The 13,674-nt window shown below is 62.1% G+C and carries 11 protein-coding genes; 8 read left to right on the top strand and 3 right to left on the bottom strand.

The genetic code is table 11. The features are described from left to right. Positions 1-75 precede the first annotated feature (75 nt). The 7 genes from Y900_RS30635 to Y900_RS28530 all read left to right on the top strand — a co-directional run bounded on the left by Y900_RS30635 (position 76) and on the right by Y900_RS28530 (position 7,150). Positions 76-2,034 (top strand): alpha/beta fold hydrolase, encoded by a 1,959-nt coding sequence (locus tag Y900_RS30635; protein ID WP_192827625.1) that lies wholly within the window; start codon positions 76-78, stop codon positions 2,032-2,034. Further along, positions 2,031-3,236, top strand: coding sequence for a tetratricopeptide repeat protein (locus Y900_RS31385; RefSeq protein WP_157838300.1), 1,206 nt, complete (start codon positions 2,031-2,033; stop codon positions 3,234-3,236). The genes Y900_RS30635 and Y900_RS31385 overlap by 4 nt, the downstream gene beginning before the upstream one ends. Positions 3,237-3,275: 39 nt before the next feature. Then, complete coding sequence (locus Y900_RS28545) at positions 3,276-4,196, top strand: tetratricopeptide repeat protein (protein ID WP_036349175.1); 921 nt, start codon at positions 3,276-3,278, stop codon at positions 4,194-4,196. Positions 4,197-4,378: 182 nt separating this feature from the next. Beyond that, positions 4,379-5,419 (top strand): tyrosine-type recombinase/integrase, encoded by a 1,041-nt coding sequence (locus Y900_RS28540; protein WP_036349174.1) that lies wholly within the window; start codon positions 4,379-4,381, stop codon positions 5,417-5,419. Positions 5,420-5,659: 240 nt separating this feature from the next. Beyond that, positions 5,660-5,932 carry a hypothetical protein gene (locus Y900_RS28535; RefSeq protein WP_036349173.1) on the top strand — a complete coding sequence of 91 codons (273 nt, stop codon included), beginning with the start codon at positions 5,660-5,662 and terminating at the stop codon, positions 5,930-5,932. Positions 5,933-6,175: 243 nt separating this feature from the next. Further along, entirely contained in the window at positions 6,176-6,343 is a 168-nt protein-coding gene (locus tag Y900_RS33300; RefSeq protein WP_081845433.1) for an ATP-binding protein, read from the top strand. A gap of 333 nt (positions 6,344-6,676) precedes the next feature. Further along, positions 6,677-7,150 (top strand): hypothetical protein, encoded by a 474-nt coding sequence (locus Y900_RS28530; protein ID WP_131536354.1) that lies wholly within the window; start codon positions 6,677-6,679, stop codon positions 7,148-7,150. Positions 7,151-7,267: 117 nt separating this feature from the next. Here Y900_RS28530 and Y900_RS28525 read toward each other — a convergent pair whose 3' ends face one another. The 3 genes from Y900_RS28525 to ctaD all read right to left on the bottom strand — a co-directional run bounded on the left by Y900_RS28525 (position 7,268) and on the right by ctaD (position 12,155). Then, positions 7,268-7,480, bottom strand: a complete 213-nt coding sequence (locus Y900_RS28525) for a hypothetical protein (protein ID WP_131536352.1) — start codon at positions 7,478-7,480, stop codon at positions 7,268-7,270. Between the two features lie 198 nt (positions 7,481-7,678). Continuing rightward, on the bottom strand, positions 7,679-10,234 hold the full coding sequence (locus tag Y900_RS28520; RefSeq protein ID WP_237752794.1) for a heavy metal translocating P-type ATPase: 2,556 nt from the start codon (positions 10,232-10,234) through the stop codon (positions 7,679-7,681). Between the two features lie 208 nt (positions 10,235-10,442). After that, positions 10,443-12,155: an aa3-type cytochrome oxidase subunit I gene (gene ctaD / locus Y900_RS28515; protein WP_036349475.1), complete on the bottom strand. Its 1,713-nt coding sequence runs from the start codon at positions 12,153-12,155 to the stop codon at positions 10,443-10,445. An 823-nt stretch (positions 12,156-12,978) separates the two neighbouring features. Here ctaD and Y900_RS33295 point away from each other — a divergent pair. Then, positions 12,979-13,623 (top strand): M23 family metallopeptidase, encoded by a 645-nt coding sequence (locus Y900_RS33295; RefSeq protein WP_237752793.1) that lies wholly within the window; start codon positions 12,979-12,981, stop codon positions 13,621-13,623. Positions 13,624-13,674 lie beyond the last annotated feature (51 nt).

Here is a 13,674-nt window from a genome sequence, read left to right as displayed (position 1 = left end):
CAGCGCAGCGCAACCCTAACCACGCCCGATAGCATGTTATCCACGTCAGACACCGTCTCGTCGGAGGAGATGCTCGTGGGCTCAGCCGCGGTCTTCATACACGGCATCTTCTCCTCCCAAGACGTATGGCAACCACTGCTGACTCAGCTGCAACAACTGCCGGACGTCGGCGAGAGATACGCGTTCCCGAAATTCGAGTACAGCTCCAAGAAGGTCGTTGTCAATCGCATGAGGCGCCGCCCAGACCTGGACGCGCTGGCAGACTGGCTGCGGACATTCTTGGAACACCAGTGCCGCGAACACGACGAGCTGGTGCTGGTCGGCCATAGCCAAGGCGGCCTTGTCATACAGCGCTTCCTTGCACGCATGCTCGACGACGGGCGCGGACACGATTTACGCCGCATACGCGCTGTGGTCCTACTGGCCTGCCCCAACGATGGTTCAGACTTCATGATGTCCACGCGGCGGACTATCTTGCGCTCACGCAACGTGCAAGAGCTGCAATTGCGGCCAAACTCCGAACCAGTCAAAGCAGCCCAAGCACGGGTGCTCAATCAGATAGTGAACGCGCCGTACGATTCAGATAGATTCTGCCGGATACCGTTCCACGTCTTCTACGGCCTCGAAGACGGCGTTGTGCCGGTGGCCTCGGCCAGAGGACCCTTCGCCGAGCCGCGGGCGCTCCCCGGAGACCACAGCACAATTCTTTCTGCTACCAACCCCACAAGCGCCGTCGCCACCGTTGTACGGAACATCCTCGTCGATGCTGTGCGGAAGTCGCTCCCACCCACTGAGGTGACCCCCGACGGCGAGGCGGTGGACGTCGAGAGAGGCCAACTTGACCTCAGTTCCCGCCATCCCCCAGCCTCGCGACAAGCGACGTCACATCAGGTCGTCGTAGGTGAGATTCCTGGACTGCCACCGGCATTCATCACAAGGAACACACTCACTCGGCTCTCGCAGTCCCTGGATCGGAATCCGATCGCCGTCGTGTGTGCCTTGACCGGTATGCGTGGCGTCGGGAAGACGCAACTTGCCGCCGCCTATGCCCGGTCGAAAATCGTCGAGGGCTGCGGTGTCGTGGGCTGGGTGAACGCCGAAACGGTAGGCGAGATGGTCACCGGACTAGCTCGGATCGCAGAACGGCTCAATGTCGCAGACCCCAAAGGAGATTCAGCCGAATCAGCCCGGCGGTTGACCGAACACCTGGCGAGCAGACGCGTCGGTGACGCTTTGCTGGTCTTCGACAACGCCACCGATCCCGATGAATTGAAGAAGTACATTCCACCAGTTGGCACCCGCGTGGTCATCACCAGTACGAGCCGGTCATTCACCGAGCTTGGAACGCCGATCGACGTGAGCGAATACACCCCGGAAGAGTCAATCGGCTACTTGACTCAGCGAACTGGGCTCGATGACCAGGCGGGCGCGTCGCGCATCGCCGAAGAACTCGGCCACCTGCCGCTCGCCCTTTCGTCGGCCGCCGCGACCATCAAGGCGCGACGGCTCGACTACGGTGCTTACTTCGCATTGCTGCAAGAACGGACGGTCGTCGAGATCATGCCCCGCCGCGAAGGAGGCGGCTACCCGCGTTCGATCGCGGCCGCTTTGATGATGAACGTCGATGCGGTGGTGTCCTCCGACCCGGGTGGCATATGCAGTACCGTCATCGGAACCATTGCCCTTTTGTCGCCCGAAGGTGTACCCCGAACTCTTCTGCGGGGCATCTCAGATTTCACTCACGCCTCAACCGGAGCCATAGACGATGCGTTAGCCAAATGCGTTGACGGCTCGGTGTTGTCGTGGTCTTTCAGCGGTGACGCGGTGATCATGCACCGACTTATGGCGCGGGTGCTCTGGGAACGGTATCGCGCAGATGGGACTTTTTCTTCCCTTGCGTCCGGTGTCTTGGACTTGATCGAACCTGAGCTGTTTGACTCGTCTGAGGCTTGGAGCCGCAGGAACGAGGGCTCGTGGCTTGTGTCTCACGCCGAAGCGCTCTGGGAGGCACTGCAGGAAGACGACGTGTCGTGACCGCAGCTTCTCAGCGTGCGCTTTCGGCTCGGCAATGGGCCGTCCGCCAGCTGATCGGTGCGGTCGATCTGACCAGCGCTATCAGTCTTGGCGAGCGGGTCGCTGCTGATACTGCCCGACTCCTAGGCGTCGATCATCCCCAAAGCCTCAGTTCCCGAAGCGATCTCGCGCGGGCGTACGAATTAGCAGGACGCTCGGACGACGCGATTTCACTCCACGAATCGGTAGTCGATGACTCTCAGCGCGTCTTGGGAGGTGACGATCCGAGTAGGCTGGCATACCGTAACAACCTCGCTGACGCCCTGGAGGCTGCGGGCCGCTCCGACGAGGCGATCGCCATGTACGAGGCTGTCCTTTCCGGGCGTATCCGCGTGCTCGGTGGCGATCACCCCGATACCCTGACAACGCGCAACAATCTCGCTGATGCGCTCGAATCGGCCGGCCGACTAAGCGATGCGATCGCCATGTACGAGGCGGTGATCGCCGACCGAACACGGCTTCTCGGTGCCAGCCATCCCGACACACTCATATCCCGTAACAATCTCGCAAGCGCGCATGAATCCGCCGGCATGATCGACGCGGCAGTGACCGAGTTCGAAAAGGTCGTCACCGACCAGCGGTCAGTAATCGGATTCGACCACCCCGACACCCTCGCCACCCGAAACAACCTGGCCTACGTCTACGAATCCGCGGGCCGCGTCGATGAGGCCATCTCGTTGTACGAAGATGTCCTCGCTGATCGGATCCGCGTGCTCGGCAGTGATCATCCCGACACCCTCATAACGTGGAATAACCTCGCGCTCGGCTACTTAACGGCTGGTCGTCTCGACGAGGCCATTACAGCCAACGAGACGCTGCTCGTTGTCCGCGAGCGGGTGCTTGGCGACAGACACCCCGATACCCTGACTTCGCGCAACAACGTAGCCGTCGCTTATCAAGCGGCGAGTCGGTTGGACGAGGCCATCGCGATACTGGAACCACTTGTCGGTATCCGCGCCCAGGTCCTGGGACCCGCCCATCCGCACACCCTCCGCACTCGGCACAACGTCGCTAACGCCTACCGGCTGGCAAAAGCCCCGGCCAAAGCGGTCCCCATGTTCTTGTCGACGCTTGCCGACACCGAGCGGGCGCTAGGTTCTGATCACCCCCTGATTGAGACCATTCGGGAGAACCTCGCCCTAGCCGAGGATGCGCTGAATTGACCGTGTCGCCAACGCCTCGGGGTCATCATCCTTCGCACGGTGCTGCCGAACGCGGATGATGTCGTGTCGAGCGAGCTGATCAAGAGGGCGCTGGCCGCTCGCCATTGGGCGGTACGGCATCTACTCGAGGCCGAAAATGCCACCCGAGCAATAGAACTCGGGCAGCGCCTCGTTAAGGATACGGAACGGCTACTCGGCACCCACCACCTGGACACTATCGCCGCCCGCAACACCCTCGCCTACGCGTACGAATCAGCGGGTCAGCTCGATGTCGCAATTGCCCTGTTCGAGTCGAACGCAGAGGAACACCAGCAGCTACTGGGCAGTAATCATCCCCGGACCTTGGCCTCCGTCAACAACCTTGCCTACGCCCATCAATCTGCCGGTCACCTCGACCACGCCGCGAGCCTTTTCGAATCTGTCCTCGCCGGCCGCACACGAATTCTCGGCAGAACTCATCCCGCTACTCTTCGAAGCCGCAACAATCTCGCCGGCGCCTACATGGCGGCCGGGAAGGCAGATGAGGCTATCCCGCTGTTCGCATCGATCGCCGCCGACCGTGCGAACGTACTTGGCCCTGACCACCCAGGAACTCTGCGCAGTCGCAACAACGTCGCCGGAGCCTACCGCGAAGCCGGAAAGCTGGAACAGGCAAGGGCACTCATCGAAGCAGTCGTCGCCGATACGAGCCGAGTGCTGGGCGCTGAGCACCCTGACACACTGACCGCGCGACACAACCTGGCGGCCGTGCATCGCTCGGCGCACAGAACACAGCACGCCATCGAACTGTTCAAGAGTGTCCTCGCAGACCGCACCCGACTGCTGGGCCCCGACCACCCCGACACCGTCTCCTCCCAGGAAAACCTTGCCGAGGCTTATGAGTTCCAGAATTCCATCAGCAGATCGATCACAGGCATTCAGGAAACTGTCGCCCAGACGCCGGGCATACCTGACACCTAAGTGACCCAGCCTGAGACGATCCACCACTCCCCTTCGCGCCGAACGGCTAGACGGAAGCCGCTGAAGCGATCGTTCCCTGCACGCCCAACCCGGCTGAAGGGCACTTCCCCGCTCGGCCTGCAGACGACACGCGAGCTTCATGGATAACATTCGTTATCCACGAACTAAGCTAGGCTAACGGTATGGAAGGTGTCGGGGAACCCCGCGGGCGCCCCGAGTGGTTCGCGGCGTTTCTGGCCGACCGTGGCACCCGCAAACCGTCAGCACACACGATGAAGGCCTACCGCCAGGACTTCGACGCCATCGCCGCGCTCATCGCCGGAAGCGGCAGCGACCTGCCAGCAATGGCGTTGAGCGACATAACAACTGCAAGCATGCGCGGTGCATTCGCGCAGTACGCCCAAACTCACGAGGCGGCCTCGATCCAGCGGTGCTGGTCGACCTGGAACGTATTGTGCGCCTTCCTCTTCACCTGCGAACTCATTCCCGCTAATCCGATGCCGATGGTGGGCCGACCCAAGATCGCCAAGACACTGCCGAAAAGCCTTGCGCCGAACACGCTCAAACGGCTGCTCGATACTCTTAGCGAAGACCGCGAGCACCGCGCCAGCGACTGGGTGGCCCGCGATAAGGCGATCATCCTGACCTCTCTACTCGCGGGGCTTCGCGCCGACGAACTTCTCCGCGCGAACATCGGCGACGTCCGACCCGCCGATAACAACACCGCGATCATCCACGTCCGCGGCAAAGGCGGCAAAGACCGCTATCTGCCTATCGAAGCCGCGCTGGTCGAGGTTCTCGAGGACTACCTAGATAGTCGCGCGACCAGGTTCCCCGCCACGGTCAAGCGGCGTTCGGCCCGAGGGGGCCGCCTAAGCTGGTGGGCGCCATCCGCGCCGTTGTTCGTCGGGCCCGACGGCAACCGGATCACCCGCGGCACACTGCAATACCGAATCCTGCGAGCATTCCGCCGCGCTGGCGTCGACAGCGACAGAGCTCGGGGAGCCCTCACCCATGGACTAAGGCACAGCTTCGCCACCGAACTCGCCAACAGCGGCGTCAACGTCTACCAACTCATGAAGCTGCTCGGCCACGAATCCATGGCCACCTCACAACGCTACGTCACCGCCGCCGGCGCCGAGATCCGCGCAGCGGCAGCCCAAAACCCCCTCTACGGGCTCCTCGAACCACCCCACACAAATAACCCCACACCCGCCACGTGACGAATACCCCGCTCCCCCACACAGCCGCCCCCGGGACCCCGCTGTGTGTCTGGCTTGCCGTGGGCAGGGGCCAAAGGGCCTGGACAACAGCAGGTTCCGCAGATCGTGATGCCTGAACAGTCGGACGGCCAACAACAACTACTACTGCGTCATCCTGTCAGCACCGTTCATGGCTCGCGGCCTGACAGGATTGGCAAGTCGCGGCGTAATGCCGGCGCGCAACGATCCGTTAGGAATGACGTGACCGAGCTGCCGAACGACTACGAGCGGCGCGCACTGGCGTTTCGCTTGTTGAGTTCGCTCGCACATGAGATGGAGCAAAGCCGCTTCCAGCAGGCGCTAGACGACGCAATGAAAGATCCGAACCTGCAAGAGGCGGTCTCGTATCTCGTTGGTCTGTCTCTGGAGGGATTCGGAGCAGCTCACGGCGGCGATTGGAGTGCCGCCGTCGCGGATATCGATCTGAACCTGCGTCTAGCCGAGGATCTGACCAGTCTCGACGACGAGATGTAACCAGAGAAACTTGTTGAGCTTCCGATCGTTGGTCTGCCATCCTGCGCCTCTTCCAGTTGGGACAGCAGCAGCGCGTCCTCGACGAAGCGCACTTCGGCGGCGTGACGGTCACTACCGCTATCCGGCATTTCCCCTACGCCGTAGAGCTCACGGTCATCGACGACGGACCGGGAATCCCCTCCGAAATCCTGCCCGCCCTATTCCGGCAGGCTGGTACGCGTAGACCGAGCACGATCGAGCGCTATGAACAGCTCCGGCCTAGGACTGGCAATCGTCGCGTCAATCATCAATGCCCACAACGGCAAAGTAGAGGTCGAGTCCGAACCGGGCCGTACCGAGTTCCGAGTGGAACTCCCAGTCCAAGGATGTCAAGCCGTCGCGCAGGTTCAGCCAAGCCTATCCGGCGGCTGAGATGGTGGAGAGATCAAAAGCAACGCCACCATGCACCTCGATTGCGCCAATTATTCTGAGGCGCACATCAACCCAATTTCTCAAGGTTTAGCAGAGATTGGCGTGTACCAAGCGCCATCATCTATGTACTATCTAAGTAGATCGTGGTAGGTGCAGCGGTGGTCGTGGGCTTTCAAGTGCGTGCTCGCGTGAGCCTGCGGCTAAAGGACTCGCTTGTAACGGGTTTCGCTGTTTTCTGATGTGCGTCCGACAAAGCGACACAACCATTGATTTCGGCACCGTCGTGGCGAGTGGCGGCTCCTGCTTGTTTCGCTGATGTGAGGGAGAATGTGCATGCGGTTGAACGGAATCATGATCGCGGGAACTATTGTCGCGGTGACGATCGCGGTGAGCTGTTCCAGCGATAAATCTGGTCCGAACTCATCGTCGACGGAGACGCCATCACCGGCTTCACGGGCATCGTCATCACCTCCCTCCGTGTCACCTTCGTCGGCGACGCCACCACCACCGTCTGATCCGCTCGGCGCTGATGCGTGCTCAGATGTCGCCACCGGCTACCTCGACCTGATGCTGTCCAAACAGCCCGATGCTGCGCGGGCGGCTGCGGACGTGATGGAAAAGTACGGTCCCCCGGACTCGGTGAAGGCCGCTATCGAGCACTTCGTCACCACGATCGGCATGCAGAAGGGCGATCCCGAAGCGGACGCCAACGACAAATTGATCAGCGACTGGGTAGACCCGCTCTGCCCCAGAACGTCGCTATCATCACCGCCGCCATCGCCATCTCCGATGCCACCGCAAAAGTGATGCGCAAGAAGCCGAGAGGCTCTGCCGCGCCGCCTGTTAGAGCAATCGCTGCGCGCCACATGATGCCCCAACGCAATTGCCCGCGAGGGCGGGCCGGTGACGCGCCGCGATAGTTGGTCACTCCTCGAAGTCGGCGATCCAGCCGCCACAGACTGCAACGACTGTAGCGCTTATGGCCAGGGTCGCGATCGCCAGGGCGAAGAAACCGCTCAAGTACTGGAGTGATTGGCCGACGCCATCGGGATGGCTGTCAAAACCGACGACGAACCAGGCCGCGGTTGCCACACCGAGGGCCGCACCGGCATATGTCATTCCTGGGATCGTGTTCATTCGAGTCTGCTCCGATCTTGGTGGAGTTGACTACCTCAGGTGATCATCGGCTCGACATCTCATCTTGTCCAGTGTCGACAACGCTCGCGAATCAACCGATTTCCTGTGGCGAACGACTCGCAAGACCGAGAGAGGTGATCTCGCCAACGTCGGCAACCCGCGTTCTATCACCGATATCCTCAAATTCGCTCGTCAGGCTTAGGAGTTCGGCGATCGTCCCGAAGTCTCAACGCTCTGCCCGGCGGATGTAATCGACAACATGGGTAGTCCGAGTAGCCGGAGCGCGTTAGCGACGACGATCAGCGTGGATCCCTCGTGGATGAGGACCGCGGGCCCGATTCCGAGGCCCATTACCGTGGCTGGGATCAGAACCGCGACGATGCCGAGGCTTGCCCACAGATTCTGTTTGATGATTCGTGAGGAGCGCCGACTGAGGTGTACCGCGAAAGGCAGCGCTTTGAGATCGTCTGCCATCAAGGCGACATCGGCGGTCTCCAATGCCACGTCGGATCCGGCTGCGCCCATTGCGATTCCCACGCTTGCCCGCGCCATCGCGGGCGCATCATTGACACCATCGCCAACCATGCCCACCCGCCCGAGCTGCTCCTCCAGCGCGGCGATCTCGGACACTTTGTCCTCGGGCATGAGGTTGCCACGAGCGTAGGAAACGCCGACGTCTGCCGCGACTGCGTCGGCCACCTGCTGATTGTCGCCGGACAACATGATGGTGTCGCGGATCCCGAGTCCGCGCAGGCGTTGGATGACTTCTGACGCCTCCGGGCGTGGCACGTCCATCAGGCCGATCACGCCCAGCCAGCGCTCGCCTGCCCGCACGAGCATGGTCGTTCGACCGGCGTTCTTAAGTCCGTCGATCCGCGCCGCGAGGGATGTAGGCGGCGGATCCGCATCAAGGAAGAGCTCGCTCTTTCCGATACGAACCTCTACCCCGTCGACGGTTGCGACGACGCCGAGGCCGCTCAGCGCGCGTACGTCGGTCGCCTTCGGTGTCGTTGCCCCGGCTAGGCGTTCGCGGCCATCGCGGACGATGGCAGCCGCCAATGGATGATCGCTTTGTTCCTCTACCGCCACTGCGATTGTGAGCAGCTCGACTTCGTCGACACCCTCGGCCACAATGACATCCGCGATCCGCGGTCGGCCCTGGGTGAGGGTTCCGGTCTTGTCGAACGCCAGCACGTCAACGCGGCTCAGCGCCTCAAGTGCCGCCCCGCCCTTCATCAATATGCCGGCCCGCGCAGCGCGGGCGACGCCCGAAAGCACAGCACTCGGTGTCGCAATCGCCAATGCGCAGGGACTAGCGGCAACGAGAACCGCAAGCGCGCGGTAGAGCGTTGCCGTGAAAGGCTCGTCGACGACGACTCCCGTGAACAGCAGTAGGAAGACGCCCACCAGCACCGCCGGCACAAAGATCCGTTGGAACCGGTCGGTGAATCGCTGTGCCGACGTTGTCTTGGTCTGCGCTTCGGCGACCAGTCTGACCACTCGGGCCAGCGTGGAGTCCTCGGCCAGACGCGTCACCTGAATCTCAAGGGCACCAGCACCATTGATGGTTCCGGCGAACACCCGAGCCGACGAGTCGACGAGGTCAGGCGTCGCGGCAGCCGCCGCGATGTCCGGTACCGGTTTCTTGTCGACGGGAACACTCTCACCAGTCACTGGGGCCTGATCGACACTGCTGGAACCGGCAACGACAAAGCCGTCTGCGGCGAGGCGCATGTTGGGGCGTACGACGACGATGTCACCGATGCGGAGGTCGGCCACAGGCACCTCCACGGTCTCGCCCGTGCCATCACGTCGGACTAATGCCGTCTTCGGGGCAAGCTCCCCGAGGGCCTCGATGGCCCGGCGGGCTCGGCCCATCGCGTAGCCCTCGAGCGCGTGACCTACGCTGAATAAGAAGAGCAGCAGAGCGCCTTCGGGAACTTCACCAAGTGCAGCCGCGCCGGCCGCGGAGATCAGCATCAAGAAGTCGATCTCGAAGCGTCCCTGTCGGATGCTGGCGAACGCCTCCTGAACCGTGAAGAAGGCCCCGAAGAAGAATGCCGCAGAATAAACAACCAACTCAGCAGGGCGCGGCGTATCGGTGAATGTGGCCAGCAGCCACCCGACCAATAACAATGCTCCAGCAAGTCCTGCAAAGATGAGTTCGCTTCGCTCCCCGAAGATTCCGCCGTGGCTATGCTCGTGTTCCGAGTGGTCGTCCGCTTTCCCGGCATGGCGGTCGTCGAACGCGGTGGCGCTTGACGCAGGCGGTGTCGGTGCGGGCCCGGCAGCGATGATGTCAACGAGTTCCTGAGCGGTCACTCGCGTTCGTTGGAATTCCACCTCGACTGAATCACGGGTGACGACCGCGGCCACAACACCGGGCGTGGAGGACAGCCGGTCGATGAGGGCGGCTGATTGCGCTGGGGCTACACCCTCCGTCTCAACCATCGCCCAACGAAGGTGGCCGTACTCGGTGTTGATGGTCTGCGCCGCCTGCAGCGCATGCCGTTGAATTTCTGACGCCGTCACGGCATCCGCGTCGTAGTGAACACACAGGCGCGGCTTGAGCGTGTCTCGGTCGATGACATGCACCTTGTCGACGACCGTGTTTTCAGCCAGTTCGTGCGTTAATCGCTCAGCGCAGCGATCATCGCTCCCCGGCAACAAGTCGACAAGCTCCAGCGCCAGCGTCTGGTGCGCTGGCTGTCCGTTGGCGTTGCGCCCGCGATCAATGTCGTCCCGCTCGGTCATAAATGCAATTATACGCATATATACATGCTTAGGGTCAACCCCTCGGCGAGGGCCCCCGACACTGACGACGCGCCGATGTGAAACAGCCAGTGCCCCAGCGTCATCGGGGCACTCTCCACCGGTTCGCTCGACAACAGCACGAACGACCTGTCGCACCGAGAATGGCCTCGCGAGGACCGCCTTCATATGCCGCTTCCATGGGAGCGCGTCAGTTGCCGTTGCCCGGATCATGTAAACGCCCGACGTGAGCTTCGCGGCGCATCCGCCCGATCATGTGCGGGTAATGCAGCTCGAAAGCGGGCCGCTCCGAACGGATCCGGGGCAGCTCGGTGAAGTTGTGCCGCGGCGGCGGGCACGAGGTGGCCCACTCCAGCGAGTTGCCGTAGCCCCACGGATCGTCGACGGCGACGACCTCGCCGTAGCGCCAGCTCTTGAAGACGTTCCAGGCGAACGGCAGCACCGACACACCCAGGATGAACGCCCCGATCGTCGAGACGATATTCAGCGTCTCGAAGCCGTCCGACGGCAGGTAGTCGGCGTAGCGGCGCGGCATGCCCTCATTGCCCAGCCAGTGCTGCACCAGGAACGTGGTGTGGAAGCCGATGAACGTCAGCCAAAAGTGCAGCTTGCCCAGTCGCTCGTCGAGCAGCCGGCCCGTCATCTTCGGGAACCAGAAGTAGATCCCGGCGTAGGTCGCAAACACGATCGTGCCGAACAACACGTAGTGGAAGTGCGCCACCACGAAATAGGTATCGCTGACCTGGAAGTCGATCGGCGGGCTGGCCAGCAGCACACCCGACAGACCACCGAGCAGGAACGTCACCAGGAAGCCGATGGAGAACAGCATCGGTGTCTCGAATGTGAGCCGGCCCTTCCACATCGTGCCGATCCAGTTGAAGAACTTGATGCCGGTGGGCACCGCGATCAGGAACGTCATGAAGCTGAAGAACGGCAGCAGCACCGCGCCCGTGACGTACATGTGGTGCGCCCACACCGCCACCGACAGCGCCGCGATGCTGATCGTGGCGTAGATCAGTGTGGTGTAGCCGAAGATCGGCTTGCGCGAGAACACCGGGAAGATCTCCGAGACGATGCCGAAGAACGGCAGCGCGATGATGTACACCTCGGGGTGCCCGAAGAACCAGAACAGGTGCTGCCACAAGATCGCCCCACCGTTGGCGGGGTCGAAAATGTGTGCGCCAAGGTGACGGTCGGCAGCTAACGCAAACAGGGCGGCGGTCAGCAGCGGGAAGGCCACCAGCACCAGGATCGACGTCACGAAGATGTTCCAGGTGAAGATCGGCATCCGGAACATCGTCATGCCGGGGGCGCGCATGCAGACCACCGTCGTCACCATGTTGACCGCGCCCAGAATGGTGCCCAGACCACCGACGATCAGCCCCAGAATCCACAGATCGGCACCCGCACCCGGGGTATTGATGGCGCTCGACAGTGGGGTGTAAGCAGTCCAGCCGAAGTCGGCCGCGCCACCGGGAGTAATGAAGCCGGCCAGCGCAATTAGCGCCCCAAATAAGAACAGCCAGAACGACAATGCGTTCAGCCGGGGAAAGGCCACATCCGGCGCTCCGATCTGCAGCGGCAGAACCAGGTTCGCGAACCCGAACACGATCGGCGTCGCATAGAACAGCAACATCACCGTGCCATGCATCGTAAACAACTGGTTGTACTGCTCGTTCGACAGGAACTGCATACCCGGCACGGTTAGCTCGGCACGCATGAACAGCGCCATCAATCCGCCGAGAAAGAAGAAGATGAAGCAGGCGACGCAGTACATCATGCCGATCAGCTTGTGATCGGTGGTGGTCACCAGCTTGTAGATCAGATTGCCCTTGGAGGCCATTCGAGCCGGAAATGGGCGGCGCGCCCGTAATTGTCCGATCGGCAGCGCTTCCGTTACCACCAGTCCTCCTGCCACAAGCGTCGACCGCAGCGATCGTTCGACCGTCCCGGCTCGAAGCGTACACTACGTAGTAGCTACGTACTATGCTAGGTAGTTGTTGGCGACAGCCGCCAACCCGCAATACCCCCAATTGCGGTGTCCCCGCTGGGGCGGGTGCAGACTATTCGCACCCGCCCCGGCCCCCCAATCCGCGCGGGCACCGTCGACGGCCCGACGGGTCTCGGGATCTTCACACGTATCTACTACGTTCGTACAGCAAACCGCGGATCGCGCTCGTGGCGCAGATCCCGGTCGTGCCGTCTCACGAGTGGCCGAGCGACGAGCTCTGCATCAGACCGTCACCTGGGTAACAACGACCACATTATCGCTTGCCCAAAGGTGTTCATTCCGTTAGCGTCTCGTCAACCAAATAACAGACTGGTAACGGTAAGGACCTCTCGAGTTGGTGTCACACCTCCGCGCAGGGCAGCCCATTGCGCGTCGAAAACGCCGATGTGACACTGAGGTCACCGACGTCTTCCCCGTCATCAGGTTCGACGTAATATCCTCTCCGATAAGAGATTTAAACCCGTTCGCCACCGACATCGCTGTCCTCGCGTCACCTGAACTCGACGACACAAGCGACCTATTCCGCGAATGGCCGCTCTTCCTGCTGCCGCCACGAAGCACTCGTCATGCAGCACCCATGCCCAAGCCAAATCCCGTCCTCAGATCCATACGGGCCGGCGATGCGGATACGCCGGCTCATCAGCATCGATCGGCGGCCGGCAGACATCGCAAACACGTCACAGCGGGTCGCGAAGCAGCATTCCGCGGGACGTTGGTGGCAACTGCCGTCGCCGCAGGGGCAGTCGCTGCGGCAATAAATATCGCAGGCAACACCTCAGGAGCACAGGCAGCTGCGGCGAGTGCCTCAGCCTCCGCTCGCAATTCGCAACCTCCCCAGACTCAGGAAGCTAGTGGTGTCCAAATCGTCGCCGTCAGCAACACTGCGGACTCGACGATCCACCGAGAGGAACTCTCCCGTGGCGTCGCGTTCGCCGACGAGCGAGCCGCGCGCGAAGCCCGACTGCGGCGCCCACCGTTCGTGTTCCCCACCCGCGGCATCTTGACATCAGAGTTCGGCAACCGTTGGGGAACCCTGCACGGCGGACTCGACATCGCCAACGCGATCGGTACGCCGATATATGCCGCTTCGGATGGGGTGGTAATCGCCGCCGGGCCAACGCCGGGGTTCGGCATGTGGGTCAAGATCCGCGATGCAAACGGCACAGTCACGCTGTACGGCCATATTGATACCGCCACCGTGCAGGTTGGCGATCGCGTTTTCGCCGGTGATCCAATCGCGACAATGGGGAACCGTGGCAATTCGACGGGTCCGCATCTGCACTTTGAAGTGCATATCAATGGATCGGACAAGACGGACCCCATGTCGTGGCTGAGCGAACGGGGCGTGACCAGCGCGTAGCCAGTCCTGCTGGGCCCCGGGATTAGCCCACCTCTTCGCAGGGCTCTCTCG

It is taken from the genome of Mycolicibacterium aromaticivorans JS19b1 = JCM 16368 (assembly GCF_000559085.1).
Taxonomy (GTDB): Bacteria; Actinomycetota; Actinomycetes; order Mycobacteriales; family Mycobacteriaceae; genus Mycobacterium; species Mycobacterium aromaticivorans.
This window is presented reverse-complemented; position numbering and strand designations above follow the sequence as displayed.